We start from the raw sequence: 16,560 nt of genomic DNA, 5'->3' as shown, positions 1-16,560 counted from the left end.
CCGCCCGCACCAGTGACCGTGGGCTCTGCCGAAGACCTGAGTGGGTGCCGGGGGAGCGGGGGACTTTCGCAACACGCCCTAGCCGGCCGGCCGGCCCAGGACACGGCGGGCCGCCTCGGCCTCGGCCGCCGGGGGAGACAGCTCGTCGAGGGTGTCGAGCTCGTCATCCACTTCCAGTTCCCGCTCCCAGGCCGCCGCGAGCCGCTCCTGCTCCTGACGCGGCTTGGCGCCTACGGCCTCCCGGTGGTCCGGGTCCAGGGCCGCCATGAATCGTCCGACCGGGTCCGTCGCCATGCCGTGCTCCTTGTCGTGGGAACGGTGCGCCGCCCGCCGGCCGACCAGGGCCGGACAGGCCCGCGCCGACGGAGGGACACCATCTGAAAACATCCTGATGGCCTCGCGGCTCACCCCGCAATCGGGGCGGCGGCCGCGGCGGTGCCCGGCCGGATCACGGCGTCCCTGGGTTTCGCGTCAACTCCGCCCGCAGGCCGGCCACTTGCATGTGAGGAGCGTGTTCCCGTCGAGTCCCGTGCGTCTTACACCAGGCCCCCGGCGGCGGCGAGGAGCAGCGCGGTGAGTGCGGTGAGGGTGGTGCCCTGCCGGCCGAGGGCGTCGAGGAGGGGTGCGGCGACAGCGGTGCCGATCGCGCCGACGGTGAAGTACAGCACGAGGCAGACGCTGCTGAGGCTGCCGGACGGGCGGGGGCGAGGGCGATGATCCGGCTCTGGTTAGCGGCCTGGGCGGCGAAGCAGCCGGCGTCGAAGAGGGCGAGCCCGAGGCCGGTGACGAGCGGGCTGCCGAGGCCGAGGGCGAGCAGCGCCGTGCCGGCCGCGGTGGCGAGCACGCAGCCGGTGGTCACCGTGGCCGGTGTGTGCCGGTCGGTGAGGCGTCCGGTCAGCGGGAACGCCGCGAAGCCGAGCAGTCCGGCCAGGCTGTACAGGCCGATGGCGCTCGGCCCGAGCGAAAGGGGCGGCTGGGCCGGGGCGAGGACGAGAGCGACCCGGATGACATTGCAGGCGAAGTACCACAGCCCGCCCACGGCCACCGCGCGGCGCAGCTCGGGGAACCGGCGCGGCAACGGAGGGAGCGCGGCGAAGGCGAGGAGCATCCGCCGCCGGCCGAGGAGGTCGGAGAGGGTCCCGCCCGTCAGACGGCTGAGCAGGATGCCGGCCGACATGCCGGCGGCCATCGTGGCGACGCCCGTCCCCCGGCGCCCTGCCGGGGTGTGGCGGCCGGCAGCACGGTCGCGCCGGACGTGGCCGCGGCGAGCGTGAGGGCGCCGGCCAGGACGGTGAGCCGAACGCCGACCAGGCGGTGGGGCGCGAGCTGGTCGGTGAGCGGCAGCAGCAGCGCGAAGCCGGTCATGCGGCCGGCGAGCGCGGCGGTCGGCACGAGGCCGATCACGGCGAGCGGGACGCCCAAGTCGGCGGCCGCCGTGGTGAGTTCGGGTTGGAGTGCGTAGTTGTTCGCGATCGCCGTGCCGGCTATGGGGGCCAGGAGAAGCGTGCCGCCGCGGGGGAGCGGCCGGGTCACGGCGTGGTGCCGCGGGTGAGGATGACGGCGTAACGGCACTCGGCGTCGGCGGTGTTGGCGAGGACGCGCTCGGCGGGCTCGCCCAGCTCGATGGTGTCGCCCGCGTCCAGTTCATGGACCGTGTCACCGTCCTGGAAGGTGAGCCGTCCGTCGAGGACCCAGACGACCTGCCGTACGAAGGCGAAGGCGGCGGCCGGATACGGCACGCGGGCGCCGGCGGGCAGACGGATCTCGGCGATCTCCGCGGGAAAGTGCGGGCCGGTGATCTGCCGACGCCGGTAGCCGGTCGCCGGGTCGCGCCACTCGGCCGTGTCCGTCCCGCGGCGCACACCCGCCGTGTCCTCGGCGTCGTCCCGTGTCCCCTCGGCGAGGGCGAGCAGGGAGGCGACGCCCAGCTGGAACGCCGCGGACAGCTTGCCGAGGACGACGGCCGTGGGGTTGCTCTCCCCGCGCTCGATCCGGCTGATCATGGCCTGGGACACGCCGGACGCGTCGGCGAGCTGGGCAAGGGTCCACCGGCGGCGTTCCCGCTCGGTGCGGACACGTGCGGCGATCCGCTCCACCAGGGGATCTACTATATTGGACATGTCATCAATATACGCAAGAGGCCCGGCGGTCGTGGCCGTCCGTCCCGCCCGGCCCGAGGACGTGGCGGCCGTCCGCGCGATCCGCAACCACGCCGTCGAACACTCGACGGCCCTGTGGACCGAGACCCCGCAGACCCCCGCCGAAGCCGTCACCTGGCTGGCCGCCCACCTGGAGCGCGGCTCGGCGTTCGTGGCCGAGACCGGCGGCGAGGTGGCCGGGTTCGCGGTCTACGGCCCATGGCGGGACCTCGCCGGATACCGGCACACGGTGGAGAACTCGGTCTACGTCCGTGCCGACCGGCACGGCCTCGGCATCGGATCCGCGCTGCTGGCCACCCTCGTCACCGCCGCCCGCGAGGCCGGGCACCACGTCATGATCGCCGGCATCGAGGCCGGGAACACGGCCTCGATCCGGCTGCACGAACGATGCGGCTTCCAGAACGTCTGCACGGTGGCCGAGGTCGGCACCAAGTTCGGCCGCTGGCTCGACCTGACCCTCATGCGCCTGCCCCTGACCTGAGGCGTCAGCCCGCCCGGGGGTCGTCCGGGTGCCGCCCGTAGCGCGCGGCGATCCAGCGGCGTACGACCGTCACGGGCACATGCCCGTCGGCCGCGATCACCTGCTCGGGTACGCCGTTGAGCCAGGCGGTGAGCGCGGCCCGGCGCAGACACGCCGAGCGGACGGCGAGCCCGGCCCGCAGGGCGCTCGCGGAGCCGGCGGTGAGCCGCGGAGCGTCCGCCGCAAGTTGCCGGGCTGCCTGGCGCACGGCGTCGCGGGCGGCCAGGCGCGCGGCGCGCCGGCCGGTACGGCGCCCGGCGCTGTCGTTCGCCGTGGTGTCGAGGTCGTTCATGCCACCGCCTCCCGCTCCGTGTCGAAGGATGTGTCGTCCAGGTGCCAGTGCAGGTCGCGCACGCCCGGTTCCAGGGAGAGACGGGCGATGAGCTGCTCCAGGGCGCGGGCGGGGTCGCCGTTCAGGGCCACCGCGGCCCGCAGGCTGGTGCTCCCCTCCTCGTCGCGCCGCACCCTGAGCCCGGTGGGCGCGAGCCCGTCACCGGCGAGTGCCTGCGACAGCAGCGCCCGGACATGTGTCTCGGCGGCGCGCTCGCAGATGAGGTGGACGGTGGCCCGTACGCCCTCGTTGTCGGGGTCGCGCTGCGGAACGCGGTCGATGAGCCGGCCCGCGGGGCGCAGCACCATGTGTACGGCGAGGACGGTGGCCGTTCCGATGAGGCACAGCGCGAGGCGGCCGGAGGCGGCGAGGACGCCGACCGCCGCCGAACACCACAGGGTGGCGGCGGTGTTGAGGCCGCGCACGCCGCCGCCCTCGCGCAGAATGACGCCGCCGCCGAGGAATCCGATGCCGGAGACGACGTAGGAGGCGACCCGGGTGGGGCTGCCGGTGTCGCCGACGGCCTCGCTGTAGAGGACGAAGAGCGTGGCGCCGACGGCCACCAGGGCGTTGGTGCGCAGTCCGGCCATGCGGGCACGCCACTGCCGCTCGACGCCGATCAGGGCGCCGCAGGTCACGCCGACGGCGAGCCGGAGTGCGAAGTCGAAGGTGGTCAGGTTCGCCATGGGAACCTCCCCTCGCCCCGCCGGAGCGGGACAGGTCGAGGGCATGGCGGCCGCCTGGTCGGCTGTGGAGCCGGGGGTTACCGGATGCCCGAGGAGTGGGGGGACACGGGGATGTGGGGCCGGTGACGGCCCGGACTACTGCTGCGATCCATGTCGCTCACCTCCTCCTCGACGGGCTTCCCTCTATATTTGCACATCTACGCAACTAGCGCGCCCCGAGATGGCGTGTGCATCACCGGCTACCATACTTGCATGGAAGCGCAAGTAGCGTCATGGGACGAGGAGCGGGCCGAGCGGTCGGTGGCGGTGCTCAAGGCGGTCGCGGACCCGTCGCGCTACCGCCTGCTGTGGGCGCTGAGCGAGCGGGAGCTGCCGGTCAGCCGCCTTGCCGAGCTGATCGAGGCACATGTCGCGGCCACCTCCCAGCATCTGTCGAAACTGCGCGCGGCCGGACTGGTCACCTCCCGGCGGGAGGGCACCCGCATCTTCTACCGGGCCGCCGGCCCGCAGGTGCGGGCGCTGCTGGAGAGCGCGGTGCTGGCCACGGACGCGGTGCCGGCCCCGGGGCACCCGGAGGCGGCGCAGGCCGTGGAGGCGGCCGCCGCGCGGCGGCAGAGCGCTCCCGCCCGGGTCGCCAGGGCCCGGCGGCCGGCCGCGGAGCACTGACGCCGCCTCAGTCGCGCGCCGCGGCGGTGGCGGCCAGACGGGTGTCGTCGCTCTCGTCGAGGTGGTACTCCTGCGGCTCGGCGTCGTAGGAGTACAGCTCGGCATAGCGGCCCCAGTCGGTGGCCGTCTCCAGCTGGCGGGTGACCTGCTCGGCCGTGAAGTGATGGGCCAGCAGATCGCGGAAGAACCCGGCGCGCAGTGTGCCGTCGGAGTTGTTCCTGAGGCTCTTTGTGATCAGCGTGACCAGCGGGGCGCGCTGGACCGCCTCGGCGAAGATCTTCTTCGACTCCTGCACATCGGCGTCCGCGAAGGCCGTACCGGTGTCGGTCAGCAGCAGGTCGTCCCCGCTGAGCGTGGTGAAGCCGAGCAGGTCGAGGGCGTCGACCTGGGGGAGCAGATCGTCGACCTCCAGGCCGAGTTCGTCGGCGAGGTCGGCCAGGTCGCACCGGCCGCCGCGGACGAGCACCATCTCGGCGAGCCCGGACAGTCCGTCCACGCTGGCCGGGGGCAGCGGGGTGTTCGCCGGGGTGCGCTTCTCCAGCTCGACCGCCTCGTGCCGGCCGGGGACCCGACCCTCCTTCTGGCGGCCCGTCATGGTGCGGTAGACGCGGTCGATCAGATCCTCGAAGGCGTCGGAGTCACGGTCGCGAGGGCGCTCCAGGCCGACCTCGAATACCTCGCGGATCGTGCCGTAGGGGCGGGCGCCCAGGACGACGATCCGGTCGGCCATCAGCACGGCCTCCTCGATGTTGTGGGTGACCAGGACGATGGCGCGGGTGGGGAACTGGCCGGACTCCCACAGCTCCATCAGCTCGCCGCGCAGATTCTCGGCGGTCAGGACGTCGAGGGCGGAGAACGGCTCGTCCATCATCAGGACATCCGGCTCCACGACAAGGGCGCGGGCGAAGCCGACGCGCTGGCGCATACCGCCGGACAGCTCCTTGGGATAGGCCGACTCGAAGCCGTCCAGGCCGATCAGATCGATGGCCTGCCGGGCGGCGTCCGCGCGCTCGGCGGCCGGAACTCCCTTGGCCTCCAGGCCCAGTTCGACGTTCTGCTGCACGGTCAGCCAGGGCAGCAGCGCGAACGTCTGGAACACCATGGCCGTACCCGGGTTGGCACCGGTGAGCGGGGTGCCCTTGTAGGCGACGGTGCCCGAACTTGCGGGCACCAGCCCGGCCAGGCAGCGCAGCAGGGTGGACTTGCCCGAGCCGGACTTGCCGAGCAGGGCGACGACCTCACCGGCGCGGACCTGTAGATCGATGCCGGACAGGACCGGCAGTTCGCCGTCGGCGCCGGCGTACGACTTGGTCAGGCCGACGCTCTCCAGCAGCAGCTCGCCGTCGGCCGGCCGGCGGGGCCGGTCGGCGGTCAGATGGGCGAGGCCGGCGTGGGCCTGGCGGTCGGCGCGCAGCCGGCGCAGGGCGTTCAGCACCATGACGTGCTCCAAATACGTGTCGGAAAAAGGAAGTTCAGAGGGAGTAGCGGGTCTCGGCCAGCCGGTACAGGCGGCGCCACAGCAGGCGGTTGAGCCCGACGACGTAGAGGCTCATCACCGCGACCCCGGCGATCAGATGCGGATAGTCGCCGCTCTCGGTGGCCTTCGCGATGTACGCGCCGAGGCCGGTGGCGGTGAGGGTGGTGCCGCCGAAGGTGACGACCTCGGAGACGATCGAGGCGTTCCAGGCGCCGCCGGAGGCAGTGATCCCGCCGGTCACGTACGACGGGAAGATCCCCGGGATGATGAGCCGCCGCCACCGCTGCCGGCCGCGCACGCCGAGGTCGTCCATGGCCTCGCGCAGATCGCTCGGGATGGCCATGGCGCCGGCGATGGTGTTGAACAGGATGTACCACTGGGCACCGAGCGCCATCAGCAGCGTGCCGCCGATGTTGATGGACAGCCCGGTCCGCAGGAAGAACCACACCGCCAGCGGGAAGAGGAAGTTGGCCGGGAACGACGCCAGGACCTGGACGACCGGCTGGGCGATCCGGGTGAGCCGCGGCGAGAAGCCGATCCGCACGCCGATCGGCACCCAGACCACGGTGGCCAGCGCGACCAGGACCACCACCCGGGCGAGGGTGGCGAGGCCGAGCAGCAGCGGCTCGCCGAAGACGCCGAGCCCGGTGCGGTCGTGGAGATAGTGCCCGAGGTCGAACAGGCCCCACAGGATCAGCCCGCCGGTGACGACGGTGAAGACGATGTCGCCGGTGCGCCGGCGCACGGGGTCCACGACGAGCGGGCGGTCGTCGCGGCCGAAGACCCGGCCGGCCGTGCTCAGCGCATGCCCCACCGGGCGCAGCACCCGGCCGAGCAGGCGCGGCCAGTGCGAGCGGCGCAGGAAGTCCAGGACGACGGACCGCTGTACCTCGCTCGCCTCGGACTGCTCGTTCTTGAACTTCTCCGCCCACGCGGTCAGCGGCCGCCAGAACAGGAAGTTCACACCGATCACCATCACGGCCATGGTGAGGATGGCCCAGCCGACCTTGCCCAGATCGCCGTCGGCGATCGCGGCACCGGCGTAGGAGCCGACTCCGGGCAGCGCGTACCGCTGGTTGTCGACGCTGATGGCCTCCGAGGCCACCAGGAAGAACCAGCCGCCGCCGAAGCTCATCATGCCGTTCCAGACCAGCCCGATCATTCCGGCCGGCAGCTCCACCTTCCAGAACCGCATCCAGCGGGTGAAGCCGAACGACCGTGACAGCTCGTCGAGTTCACGAGGCAGGGAGGTGAGGGAGTAGTAGAACCCGAACGTCATGTTCCACGCCTGCGAGGTGAAGATCGCGAAGATCGACGCGCACTCCAGGCCCAGCATCGAGCCGGGGAACAGGGCGATGAACCCGGTCACCGCGACCGTCAGGAAGCCCAGCACCGGTACCGACTGCAGGATGTCCAGGGCCGGGACGAGGATCCGCTCCAGCCGCCTGCTCCTGGCGGCCGCGTAGGCGTAACCGAAGGTGAACGCGATCGACAGCGCCAGCGCGGCGAACATCCGCAACAGCGAGCGCGCCGCGTCGTACGGCAGTTGCGTGGGATCGGTGTCGACCCGGACGTTCTGGTGGGTGTTGAAGGCGACGGTGGTGCCGTGCCCGACGCGCAGCACCCCATAGAGGATCACCAGGACCGCGGCGGCCACCGCCGCGTCCACCCAGGAGAACCGGGACAGGCGTCCGGGCAGCCTCGCCACCAGCGGTGTGCGCTCCACCGTCTTGGCGGGCTTGTTGTCCGTACGGATCGACATCACGAAGACCTCCGCCCCCACTCTGGGCACGCCGGCCTGCCCGGCCGCGGCCGACGCACCGGCGGCAGGACAGGGGGCACCCAGGCAGCATGGGAAAAACAGGTAAGTAGGAAGGGCCCGCCCGGAGGGTCACGGCAGCCTCGTCGAGCCGAGGTCCGATGCCGCGCCCGGCGCGGGACGCCGAGCCCACAAGGCCCGGCCGGTCAAAGCCAGCGCATGCCCTGGAGGCAGCGCGGACTGGGAGGGTCTGCACCCATGGCTGCCTCCGTTCCGTGATGCGGCTCCGCCCCGAGCACGCGCGACGCGCACAGGACCCGACTCCAAGAGTGTGCCCCTTGTTGCGTCGATACGCAAATAGTCCGCTCGGCCGCCGTGCTGTCAGGGGGCGGTTTCGGTGCTCCGGAGGCCGCGGAACACGGTGGGCGTCGTCCAGCCGCGCAGCGCGGCCTGGAACGTCGGCCGGAACGCGGCCTCGGCCGTGCGGGCGTCGAGGGCTCCGGCCAGTTCGAGCGTCACCAGCCCGTGCAGGGTCACCCAGAGCGAGAGGGCGATCGACGTCGCCTCGCCGGCGAGGACGGCCCCGCTCACACCCCGTTCGATCGCGGCGACGAGCGGACCGATCGGGTCACGGCCGCCGACCGCGCCCGTCGGCTCGAAGGACTGCACCCCGCCGAACAGCACGGTGTACAGGTGGCGGTGTCCGCACCCCCAGCGCCGGTAGGCGACGGCCAGGGCGTGGATGTCGGCGAGGGGATCCTCGGAGGCCGGCACCGCCGACACGTCCTGGAACAGGCCCTCGACGGCTCTGTCGCGCACCGCCCGGATCAGTCCGTCCTTGCCGCCGAACAGGGAGTACACCGCCGTCGTCGACGCCCCGGCGGCAGCGGCCAGGGCGCGCAGGGTGACCGACTCCTGCGGGCGGGTGGCGAGCATCTCGGTCGCGCACACCACCAGCCGCTCTTTGACGGTCTCGTCGTTCGTTCTGGGCCTGCCCATGACGAGAAGCCTACCGTCTTTGGTAACGTCGTTTTGAAACGCCGTTCCGAAACGGTGTTCTGAAACCGGGGAGGTTCGCTGTGCCCACATTCGCCATACGCCTGATCCGCTTCGTCGGGCGCCTGCTGCTGGCGCTGACCGCCGTCGCGGCGGCGGCCGTGGTGTTCCTGCTGCTGATCGTCGTCACGGACGGAGCCGCGTCGGGGCTCGCCGCATGGCTGACGACGGTGGCGGTCGCCGCCGGCGCCGCACTGTGGCTCGGCCGGCGGCGCACCGGCGCGGCGCGGCTCGTGCCGTTCCTGCCCGTGGTCGTCGCGGCGGCGCTGACGGCCTCGGTCTGCGTCCCGACCGTCCCCACGGACCGGCGCCAGCCGCCCGCCCTGCCGTTCGTGGCCACCCAGCACTGGAGCCTGGCCACCGGCAGCAGGGTCGCGGTGTACCACTACCCGCCGACGGCATCCGCGACCCGGCATCCCGTCCCGCTCGTGTACCTCAACGGCGGACCGGTGCGCGGCATCTCGCTGCTCGACCACCGCTTCCTGCGGCTCCTGGCACACCAGGGCTACGACGTCTACACGTACGAACAGGCCGGCGGCGGCCGCAGCGACCTGCTCCCCATGGACCAGTACACGATCTCTCGGTCGGTCCGTGACCTCGCCGCATTCATCCACCGCCTGGGCCCGGGCAAGGCCGACGTCCTCGGCTTCTCGTCGGGCGCGGTGGTGCTCACCCGGGCCCTGGCCGACCCTTCCGCCGCCGCGCGGGTGCACCGTGCGGTCATCGCCGAACCCGGCCCGATGGACGGCCCCACGACGCGGATCGCCGGGCAGCGGGGGCGTCCGTCCGCGCGCGGCCTCGCCCCGGCCATGACCGGACCGCGCTCGACCCATGTCCCCCGCTACGCCGTGGCGTTCGGGCTCATGCGCCTCGGCCTGCTCACCCCCGGCACCGGACTGATCGGACAGGCCGAGGGCGACAACGCTTTCACCGCCGCCGACCTCGGCAGCGACACCGCGTCCGCCTACTGCGCGCGCGACGCGCACCGCATCCCCCGCGAGGACTCGGCACGGAACTTCTCCTTCAGCGCGGCGGCCAGCCTGCGTATCCAGCAGACGGTGAAGGACACGCCCTCTCTCGCGCCGCGCCTCGGGCGTTCGAGGACGCCCGCCATGCTGATGATGGCCGAGTGCTCCTCGCAGGTCCGTCAATGGGAGACCGCCGTCCTCGCCGCCGACCCCGCCGTCGAGCGCACGCAGTACATGCCCGGAGTCGGGCATCACCTGTGGAACGGCCTGGACGACAACGACGACCGGGCCGCCGCCGTCATCACCGCGTTCCTCCAGGCCAAGCCGGCCCCCTTGCCGAACTACCCGACCCGCGACGACATCCCCGTCTTCCTGCGCGCCCGCAAGTGACGCTCGGCCGGGCACTCATCGTGGCCCCCGGCCGTGGATCACAGGAAGCTGACTCCCTGGGCGAGGGAGAGTTCGGTGGCGTAGCTGACGGTGTTGGTGGCCGAGCGCATATAGGCCTTCCAGGCGTCGGAGCCGGACTCGCGGCCGCCGCCGGTGTCCTTCTCGCCTCCGAAGGCACCGCCGATCTCGGCCCCGGACGTGCCGATGTTGACGTTGGCGATCCCGCAGTCGGAGCCCTCGGCGGACAGGAAGATCTCGGCCTCCCGCTGGTCGCGGGTGAAGATGCTGGACGACAGGCCCTGAGGGACGCCGTTGTGCAGGGCGATCGCCTCGTCGAGGGTGTCGTAGGTGAGGACGTACAGGATCGGCGCGAAGGTCTCCTCCCGTACGACGTCGCTCTGTTCCGCGACGCGGACGAGGACCGGTTCGATGTAGGCGGCCGCGGGCGCCGCCCCGGCCAGGCGCCGGTTGCCGCCGGCGAGGATCTCGCCGCCCTCGGCCTGGACGCGGGTCACCGCCTCGTGCATGGCGTCGAGCGCCGCCGCGGAGATCAGCGGGCCGACGAGCGTCGTGTCGTCGAACGGGTCGCCGACGGGGAGCTTGGCGTAGGCAGCGGCCAGCCGCTCGATGAGCGTGTCGGCGATGTCGCGGTGGACGATGAGGCGGCGCAGCGTCGTACAGCGCTGGCCCGCGGTGCCGGCCGCGGCGAAGACGATGGCCGGGACGGCGAGGTCCAGGTCGGCGGACGGGGCGACGATCGCGGCGTTGTTGCCGCCGAGTTCCAGCAGGCTGCGGCCGAAGCGGGCGGCGACGCGCGGGCCGACCGCACGGCCCATGCGGGTCGAGCCGGTGGCGCTGACGAGGGCGATGCGCGGATCGTCGACGAGCCGCTCACCGACCGCCCGGTCGCCGAGGAGCAGCCGGTGCACCTCGCTTGGCGCGCCGGCCTCCTCGGCGGCGCGGGCGAGCAGCCGGTCACAGGCCAGCGAGGTCAGCGGCGTCAGCTCCGAGGGCTTCCAGACCACGGTGTCGCCGCAGACCAGCGCGACGGCGGTGTTCCAGGACCAGACGGCGGCGGGGAAGTTGAAGGCGGAGATGACGCCGACCACGCCGAGCGGATGCCAGGTCTCGGCCAGGCGGTGGCCGGGCCGCTCGGAGGCGATCGTACGGCCGTACAGCTGCCGGGACAGACCGACCGCGAAGTCGCAGATGTCGATCATCTCCTGGACCTCGCCGAGCGCCTCGGAGCGGATCTTGCCCGCCTCGATGGTCACGAGGTCGGCGAGGTCGCTCTTGTGCTCGCGCAGCAACTCGCCCAGGCGGCGCACGAGTTCACCGCGGCGCGGGGCGGGCGTGGTGCGCCAGGTCAGGAACGCGGCACGGGCGGCGGCGATCGCCGCGTCGGCGTCGGCGTCCGTGGCGGCCGCCAGCACGAAGAGGTGCTCGCCGGTGAGGGGTGTACGGGCGGGCAGGTCGTCGCCCTCGGGCAGGGTGACGCCGATGGAGTGCAGGGACGTGACGGCGCGGGCGCGCAGCTCGTCGGTGGTGGGCGGTGCGGTGCTGGTCATGGCGGTCCTCGGGAGGGGGGGAGGGGTCAGCGGAGCGGGCCGGTCGGATCGAGTGCGCGGGCGACCTCGTCGAGGGAGCGGCGCTGCTGCCGTTCGTAGAGGTCGAAGGGGTCCAGGACCTCGTGGCCGATGGCGTCGGAGAGCCAGGCGGCGTCGTACGCGGTGCCCTGCCGGTCGTTGTCGCGGGTGCCCTCGCCGCCGAGGTTGGACTGGAAGATGCCGGCGGCGGAGCGGGGCAGGAAGTCCTCGTAGACGATGGGCTCGGCGCGCACCCAGCCCTGCCGGAGCAGTTCGCCGGGGCCGGTGGGCGGCCGGCTGCCGTCGCGCGGCCGGTCGGGGCGGGGCCGGTAGGTGAAGTAGGCCAGTCCCGCGGCGGCGAGGTCCCGCTCGCTGCCGGGCATGTGCCGCTCCCACACGGCGCGCGCGATGTCACCGCGGGCTTCCGTGGGGTTCTGGGCGGCCCGTTCGTCGACGCGGGCGAGGAGTTCGTCGTACAGGGCGCGGCCCCGGCGGGTGAGGGCGATGCCCCGGGCCTCGACCTCGCCGAAGCGGACCCGCAGCGCGCCGGTGACGACGTCGCCGTCCGGGGTGCGCATGGCGCGGGGTTCGGCCAGGGCCCGGAAGGAGGTCTGGCGCAGCAGGACGTCGGGGCCCCGCCAGGCCGGCGGGCCCTGGACGGTGTCGATCATCTCGATGCCGCGCTCGGTCATCCGGCGGTACAGCTCGTCGATGTCGAGGACGCGCGGGGTGAGGTGGTTGATGTGTGTGCTGCGTACGCCGCCGATGTCCGCGGCGACGGCGGAGACCCGCTCCAGGGTCTCGTACCAGGCCCGGTCGACCGGCTCGGCGGACAGCTCGAAGGCCGCCACGGCGAGCCGCAGGAACCGTTCGGCCTCCTCCTCGGGCAGTTCCCGCTCGGCGGCGGCACGGTCGGCCAGTTCGAGCAGCTCGGGCGGGAAGAGTGCGCGGGCGGCGAGGAAGGCCTCCAGGCGCGAGCGCAGACCGGCGTCGAAGAAGCGGGGGTCGTCCGGGGTGAGCAGGGAGGTGAACACCCGGAAGGGGTTGCGGGCCAGTTCCTCGCCGTCGACCGGCCGGAAGGCCGTGGAGACGACGGGGACGGCGCTGGCGGCGGCCTCCCGCAGGTCGTAGAAGCCGACCGGACGCATGCCGAGAGCGCCGAAGATCCGGGCGACCTGCCGCAGTTCCCGTGGTGTGCCGACGCGGATGGCCCCGTGCCGCTCGGCGGTGACCCGGCCGATGGACCCCAGGCGTTCGGCTGCGGCTCCCCGGGCGCGCAGGACGTCCTCGTTGACCTCCCGTGAGACGTCGACGAGCGTGGTGTAGGCGGGCACCTCCCGCCCGTACATCCGCGACAGCCGCTCCGCGAACGCGGCCCGCAGTCGCCACTGGCTGATCGTCGGCATGGTTCGGCCTCTCGGTCGGGGTCACATCACCTGGGCATCGGGGCTCGGGGGTCACACCACGTGGGCTTCGGGGCGGGTCTCGGCGCCGTGGTGGAACCGGTCGGCGCTGAGCGGGGCGATGTCGGTGAACGGCTCCCGCTCCAGGCAGAGATCGCGTACGACCTCGCCGACCGCGGGTGCCTGGAGGAAGCCGTGCCCGGAGAATCCGGTGGCGTACAGAAAGCCGGGCACTGCGCCGGAGCGGCCGATCAGGGCGTTGTGGTCGGGGGTGACCTCGTACAGGCCCGCCCATCCGCCGGCGGTCTCCATGCCGGCCAGGGCCGGGGCGCGGCGCCGGGCGACGGCGCGGAACAGCTCCAGCCACTGAGGGGTCCAGGTGGTGTCGAAGCCGTCCTCCTGGCCGGGGTCGGCCAGTCCGAACAGCAAGCCGTCGTCGCTGTTGTGGAAGTAGGCGGTCGAGGAGAAGTCGATGGTGAACGGGATCCGCGGGGCGGGCGGCGGGAGCGGCACGGTGAACGCCAGCTGCCGTTTCACGGGGCGGACGGGCAGGTCGACCCCGGCCATGGCGCCGATCCGCGCCGACCAGGCCCCCGCCGTGCAGATCACGGTGGGGCATGCGATGCGGCCGTGGCTGGTGTGCACACCGGTGACGCGGTCTCCGGCCGTGTCGATGCCCAGGACCTCGGTGCGGGTGACGAGGGTGACACCACGGCGCGCGGCGGCGCGGGCGTACCCCTGGACGACCAGGGCGGGGCGGGCATGACCGTCGGCGGGGGAGTAGGCGGCCGCCACCAGGCCGTCGGTGGCGAGGTAGGGACACAGGCGCCCGGCCTCGGCGGGGCTGATCATGCGGCTCGGCACATCGAGGCTGTTCTGGAGCTCGACCCCGGCCTCGAAGGCGCGCGCCTGCCGATCGCTGTCGAGCAGGAAGAGATAGCCGACCGTGTCGAGCCGGATGCCGGCACCGGGCCGCCGGGGGAACTCCTCGTAGGCGCGCAGGCTGCGGCTGCCCAGTTCGATGTTGAGCGGATCGGAGAACTGGGCGCGGACGCCGCCGATCGGCTTGCCCGAACTGCCGCAGCCGAGGTCACCGCGCTCGACGACCACGACGTCCGGCACGCCGGCCTCGGCGAGGTGGAACGCGGTGCTCACACCCATGACACCGCCACCGACGATCACGACGTCGGCGCGGGCCGGAACAGTACGGAAGGCCGAGGAGGACAACGGGCCACTCCCTTCCAGGAGCCACCCCGCCGGGGACCGGACCGGGCGGCGGGACTGTCGGTGACAGAGTGGTGCCGATCAGCGCTCTCCGCGTCATCGTGCAGCAAGCCGACCGTTGACGTCCATCAACGATCCATGCCGTTGATCTTTGAGGGTCGCTATATGGACTGGACGAGTGCGCAGCTGCGTTCACTGGTGGAACTGACCAGGCGCGGCACCATCACCGCCGTCGCCGAGGCCCTGGGCTACACGCCCGGCGGAGTGTCCCAGCAGATCGCCGCACTGGAGAGGGCCACCGGCTGGCAACTGCTGCGGCGGGTGGGGCGCCGCGTCGAACTCACCGACGCCGGGGCCACGCTGGCCCGGCACGCCGAGCGCATCCTCACGACCGAGGCCGAGGCCGTGGAGGCGCTGGAACGCACCCGCAACGAGATATCCGGAACGCTGCGCGTCGGGCTGTTCGCCACGGCCGCCGCCGAGATCCTGCCGCCGGCCCTGCGCCAGGTGCGCGAGCGGCACCCCGGGATGACCGTGCGCAGCCGGGACATGGACGTGGACGAGGTCTACGACGCGGTCGCCGGCGGCACCGTCGACCTGGCCCTCGGCCTGGACTATCCGGATGTGCCGATCCCACGGGATCCGTCCCTGCGGGTGCGGGAGCTGTCCAGGGAGCGCTTCTCGCTCGCGGTGCCCGCGGGGGCCATGCCCGGCCGGCGGACGGTGTCGCTCGCCGACGCCGGGCAACTGGGCTGGATCCTGCCGTCGGCCGGCAGCTACTACGGCCGCGCCGTGCTCACGGTCTGCCGCCGGGCCGGATTCGAGCCGCAGGCGCTGCACGAGGTGACGGACACGGCCGCCACCCTGGCCCTGATCGAGGCCGGTGTCGGGGTCGGCGTGGTGACCGATCTGATGCTCCGGCTGCGCCCGTCCTGCCTCGATGTGCTGGATCTGCGGGAGACGATGGAGCGTCATATCGTCGTGGTCTGCCGCTCCTTCGCCGAGCACCGTCCGACGATTGCGGCCCTCGTCGAGGTGCTGGCCCGCACCGCACACCCGGGCCGGCCACCGTCACGTACGGCGGCCGGGCCGTTGAACCCCCCGACGTAGGTCTCTTTCGGCGACGGCCCGCTCTGCGCGTCGGGTCGCCGGGAATGTGCTGGAGTCGGTGCTGCGCCCACTTCCCGAGCCGCGGTCGCGCTCCTCACTAGAATTCCCGTGACGGCGCCACCGCCGAGCAGGCGGTTCCCGGTGCCGATGGCCGGACGAGGAGGACCGCAATCATGCGTGAGCTGGCGGAGACGGCACGGCGGTGGGTGGCCCAGGGGCGTACGGGCGTACTCGCCCGCCCCCTCACCGAGCAGGGCTTCGGCCCCCGGCACCCGGCCGACGCGGTCCTGATCGACCAGGACGGACAGTGCCACGGCACCCTGTACCGCGGTGTGTTCGACGCCTACCTGGCCGCGGAGGCCGCCGCGCTGCCGGCCGGCCACACCGCGTGTGTCCGTGCGGTGTCCGTCCACGGCGACGAGGTGAGGCGGGCGGGCATGACCTGCGGCGGTGAGGCCGAGGTGCTGCTGCAGTCCCTGCACACCGTGCCCGCCCGCTGGTGGGACCTGCTCGCCGAGGGAGCGGACGCCGCCCTGATCAGCCGACTGGACGAGAAACAGACCCAGGTGGCCAGCACCGTGGCGACGCCCGCGCCGGAGGGGACGGAGGGCGATGAGGGCGATGAGGGCGATGATGACGCGCTCGCCGAGGCCGTCGAGCGCGCTCGTGAGCTGCTCGCCCGGCGCCGGGCCGGCCGGGCCGCCCGCTCCACGGACGACGGGCTCGTCCTCGTCGAGGCGTTCCCGGCCGTGCCTCATCTGGTCGTGGTGGGAGGAGGCGAACTCGCCGACCTGCTCACCGCGCAGGCCCGTCTGCTCGGCTGGCACGCCACGGTGGAGACCGCCGCCCCGGACGCCGTACAGCGGCTCGCCGAACGTCCGGCCGCCGCCTGCCTGATCGTCCTCAGCCATGAACCGGACGTCGACATCCCGGTTCTGTCCGCCGCGCTGACCGGCGGGATCCGCTACGTCGGCGCGCTGGGCTCCCGCCGTACGCAGGCCCGGCGCGCCGCCGGTCTCGCCGAGGCCGGTCTCACCGAGGCGCATATCGACCGCATCCACGGTCCCATCGGCCTCGACCTGGGCGCCCGCACCCCGGCCGAGACGGCACTCGCCATCTGCGCCGAGGTACTCGCCGCGCTCGACGGCCGCGAGGCCCGCGTGCTCCGCGAGGCGGCCGGCCCGCGGAGCGCCTGACCGACGGCCCCGTGACGTCGTGTACGGAC

The 16,560-nt window shown here is 73.0% G+C and carries 17 protein-coding genes; 5 read left to right on the top strand and 12 right to left on the bottom strand.

From position 1 onward, the window contains the following. Positions 1-78: 78 nt before the first annotated feature. From IE277_RS19280 to IE277_RS19270, 4 genes are all read right to left on the bottom strand, one after another. Positions 79-294, bottom strand: a complete 216-nt coding sequence (locus IE277_RS19280; RefSeq protein WP_189954050.1) for a hypothetical protein — start codon at positions 292-294, stop codon at positions 79-81. A gap of 154 nt (positions 295-448) precedes the next feature. Then, positions 449-1,177 carry an MFS transporter gene (locus IE277_RS47250; RefSeq protein WP_229881781.1) on the bottom strand — a complete coding sequence of 243 codons (729 nt, stop codon included), beginning with the start codon at positions 1,175-1,177 and terminating at the stop codon, positions 449-451. Continuing rightward, positions 1,147-1,533, bottom strand: a complete 387-nt coding sequence (locus IE277_RS47245) for a hypothetical protein (RefSeq protein WP_229881779.1) — start codon at positions 1,531-1,533, stop codon at positions 1,147-1,149. Before IE277_RS47245 ends, IE277_RS47250 begins: the two co-directional genes overlap by 31 nt. Then, entirely contained in the window at positions 1,530-2,120 is a 591-nt protein-coding gene (locus tag IE277_RS19270) for a helix-turn-helix domain-containing protein (protein ID WP_189954048.1), read from the bottom strand. Before IE277_RS19270 ends, IE277_RS47245 begins: the two co-directional genes overlap by 4 nt. On the opposite strand from IE277_RS19270, the gene IE277_RS19265 reads away from it, so the two are divergent. Continuing rightward, positions 2,119-2,640 (top strand): GNAT family N-acetyltransferase, encoded by a 522-nt coding sequence (locus IE277_RS19265; protein ID WP_189954046.1) that lies wholly within the window; start codon positions 2,119-2,121, stop codon positions 2,638-2,640. The genes IE277_RS19270 and IE277_RS19265 overlap by 2 nt on opposite strands. Before the next feature lie 4 nt (positions 2,641-2,644). Here IE277_RS19265 and IE277_RS19260 read toward each other — a convergent pair whose 3' ends face one another. Further along, positions 2,645-2,971, bottom strand: a complete 327-nt coding sequence (locus tag IE277_RS19260) for a hypothetical protein (protein ID WP_189954044.1) — start codon at positions 2,969-2,971, stop codon at positions 2,645-2,647. Then, complete coding sequence (locus IE277_RS19255) at positions 2,968-3,696, bottom strand: MgtC/SapB family protein (RefSeq protein WP_189954042.1); 729 nt, start codon at positions 3,694-3,696, stop codon at positions 2,968-2,970. The genes IE277_RS19260 and IE277_RS19255 overlap by 4 nt, the downstream gene beginning before the upstream one ends. A gap of 252 nt (positions 3,697-3,948) precedes the next feature. Between IE277_RS19255 and IE277_RS19250 the strand changes: the two genes are divergently transcribed. After that, positions 3,949-4,362 carry an ArsR/SmtB family transcription factor gene (locus tag IE277_RS19250; protein ID WP_189954040.1) on the top strand — a complete coding sequence of 138 codons (414 nt, stop codon included), beginning with the start codon at positions 3,949-3,951 and terminating at the stop codon, positions 4,360-4,362. Between the two features lie 7 nt (positions 4,363-4,369). Here the strand turns inward: IE277_RS19250 and IE277_RS19245 are convergent, their stop codons facing one another. The 3 genes from IE277_RS19245 to IE277_RS19235 form a co-directional block, all read right to left on the bottom strand. After that, positions 4,370-5,800: an ABC transporter ATP-binding protein gene (locus IE277_RS19245; protein ID WP_229881778.1), complete on the bottom strand. Its 1,431-nt coding sequence runs from the start codon at positions 5,798-5,800 to the stop codon at positions 4,370-4,372. Between the two features lie 34 nt (positions 5,801-5,834). Further along, the gene (locus IE277_RS19240; protein WP_229881776.1) at positions 5,835-7,601 is read right to left on the bottom strand and encodes an ABC transporter permease; all 1,767 of its coding nucleotides are present in this window, start codon (positions 7,599-7,601) and stop codon (positions 5,835-5,837) included. 378 nt (positions 7,602-7,979) lie between these two features. Next, positions 7,980-8,597, bottom strand: coding sequence for a TetR/AcrR family transcriptional regulator (locus IE277_RS19235; RefSeq protein WP_189954038.1), 618 nt, complete (start codon positions 8,595-8,597; stop codon positions 7,980-7,982). Positions 8,598-8,677: 80 nt separating this feature from the next. On the opposite strand from IE277_RS19235, the gene IE277_RS19230 reads away from it, so the two are divergent. Then, positions 8,678-10,012 (top strand): alpha/beta fold hydrolase, encoded by a 1,335-nt coding sequence (locus IE277_RS19230; protein ID WP_189954036.1) that lies wholly within the window; start codon positions 8,678-8,680, stop codon positions 10,010-10,012. 38 nt (positions 10,013-10,050) lie between these two features. Here IE277_RS19230 and amaB read toward each other — a convergent pair whose 3' ends face one another. The 3 genes from amaB to IE277_RS19215 are packed head-to-tail and all read right to left on the bottom strand — an operon-like array spanning position 10,051 to position 14,228. Next, positions 10,051-11,580 carry an L-piperidine-6-carboxylate dehydrogenase gene (amaB, locus tag IE277_RS19225; RefSeq protein WP_189954034.1) on the bottom strand — a complete coding sequence of 510 codons (1,530 nt, stop codon included), beginning with the start codon at positions 11,578-11,580 and terminating at the stop codon, positions 10,051-10,053. 26 nt (positions 11,581-11,606) lie between these two features. Continuing rightward, positions 11,607-13,004 (bottom strand): 2-oxoadipate dioxygenase/decarboxylase, encoded by a 1,398-nt coding sequence (gene hglS, locus IE277_RS19220; protein ID WP_189954032.1) that lies wholly within the window; start codon positions 13,002-13,004, stop codon positions 11,607-11,609. Between the two features lie 51 nt (positions 13,005-13,055). Continuing rightward, entirely contained in the window at positions 13,056-14,228 is a 1,173-nt protein-coding gene (locus IE277_RS19215; protein ID WP_189954030.1) for an NAD(P)/FAD-dependent oxidoreductase, read from the bottom strand. Positions 14,229-14,390: 162 nt separating this feature from the next. Between IE277_RS19215 and IE277_RS19210 the strand changes: the two genes are divergently transcribed. Both IE277_RS19210 and IE277_RS19205 read left to right on the top strand, forming a co-directional pair. Then, complete coding sequence (locus tag IE277_RS19210) at positions 14,391-15,335, top strand: LysR family transcriptional regulator (RefSeq protein WP_189954028.1); 945 nt, start codon at positions 14,391-14,393, stop codon at positions 15,333-15,335. Between the two features lie 173 nt (positions 15,336-15,508). Further along, positions 15,509-16,531 (top strand): XdhC family protein, encoded by a 1,023-nt coding sequence (locus IE277_RS19205; RefSeq protein WP_189954026.1) that lies wholly within the window; start codon positions 15,509-15,511, stop codon positions 16,529-16,531. The last annotated feature ends 29 nt before the right edge of the window (positions 16,532-16,560 follow it).

Origin of the sequence: Streptomyces alanosinicus, from assembly GCF_014650595.1 — a bacterium.
GTDB classification, from domain to species: domain Bacteria; phylum Actinomycetota; class Actinomycetes; order Streptomycetales; family Streptomycetaceae; genus Streptomyces; species Streptomyces alanosinicus.
The sequence above is the reverse complement of the archived record's forward strand: the minus strand, read 5'-3'. Positions and strand labels throughout refer to the sequence as shown.

Excerpts from the sequence above, each read along its gene's own strand:
- IE277_RS19245 (WP_229881778.1), bottom strand. The coding sequence starts at position 5,800 with ATGGTGCTGAACGCCCTGCGCCGGCTGCGCGCCGACCGCCAGGCCCAC.
- IE277_RS19205 (WP_189954026.1), top strand. The coding sequence starts at position 15,509 with ATGCGTGAGCTGGCGGAGACGGCACGGCGGTGGGTGGCCCAGGGGCGT.
- IE277_RS19250 (WP_189954040.1), top strand. The coding sequence starts at position 3,949 with ATGGAAGCGCAAGTAGCGTCATGGGACGAGGAGCGGGCCGAGCGGTCG.
- hglS (WP_189954032.1), bottom strand. The coding sequence starts at position 13,004 with ATGCCGACGATCAGCCAGTGGCGACTGCGGGCCGCGTTCGCGGAGCGG.
- IE277_RS19260 (WP_189954044.1), bottom strand. The coding sequence starts at position 2,971 with ATGAACGACCTCGACACCACGGCGAACGACAGCGCCGGGCGCCGTACC.
- IE277_RS19280 (WP_189954050.1), bottom strand. The coding sequence starts at position 294 with ATGGCGACGGACCCGGTCGGACGATTCATGGCGGCCCTGGACCCGGAC.
- IE277_RS19255 (WP_189954042.1), bottom strand. The coding sequence starts at position 3,696 with ATGGCGAACCTGACCACCTTCGACTTCGCACTCCGGCTCGCCGTCGGC.
- amaB (WP_189954034.1), bottom strand. The coding sequence starts at position 11,580 with ATGACCAGCACCGCACCGCCCACCACCGACGAGCTGCGCGCCCGCGCC.
- IE277_RS19265 (WP_189954046.1), top strand. The coding sequence starts at position 2,119 with ATGTCATCAATATACGCAAGAGGCCCGGCGGTCGTGGCCGTCCGTCCC.
- IE277_RS19235 (WP_189954038.1), bottom strand. The coding sequence starts at position 8,597 with ATGGGCAGGCCCAGAACGAACGACGAGACCGTCAAAGAGCGGCTGGTG.
- IE277_RS47250 (WP_229881781.1), bottom strand. The coding sequence starts at position 1,177 with ATGTCGGCCGGCATCCTGCTCAGCCGTCTGACGGGCGGGACCCTCTCC.
- IE277_RS19270 (WP_189954048.1), bottom strand. The coding sequence starts at position 2,120 with ATGTCCAATATAGTAGATCCCCTGGTGGAGCGGATCGCCGCACGTGTC.
- IE277_RS19210 (WP_189954028.1), top strand. The coding sequence starts at position 14,391 with ATGGACTGGACGAGTGCGCAGCTGCGTTCACTGGTGGAACTGACCAGG.
- IE277_RS19240 (WP_229881776.1), bottom strand. The coding sequence starts at position 7,601 with ATGTCGATCCGTACGGACAACAAGCCCGCCAAGACGGTGGAGCGCACA.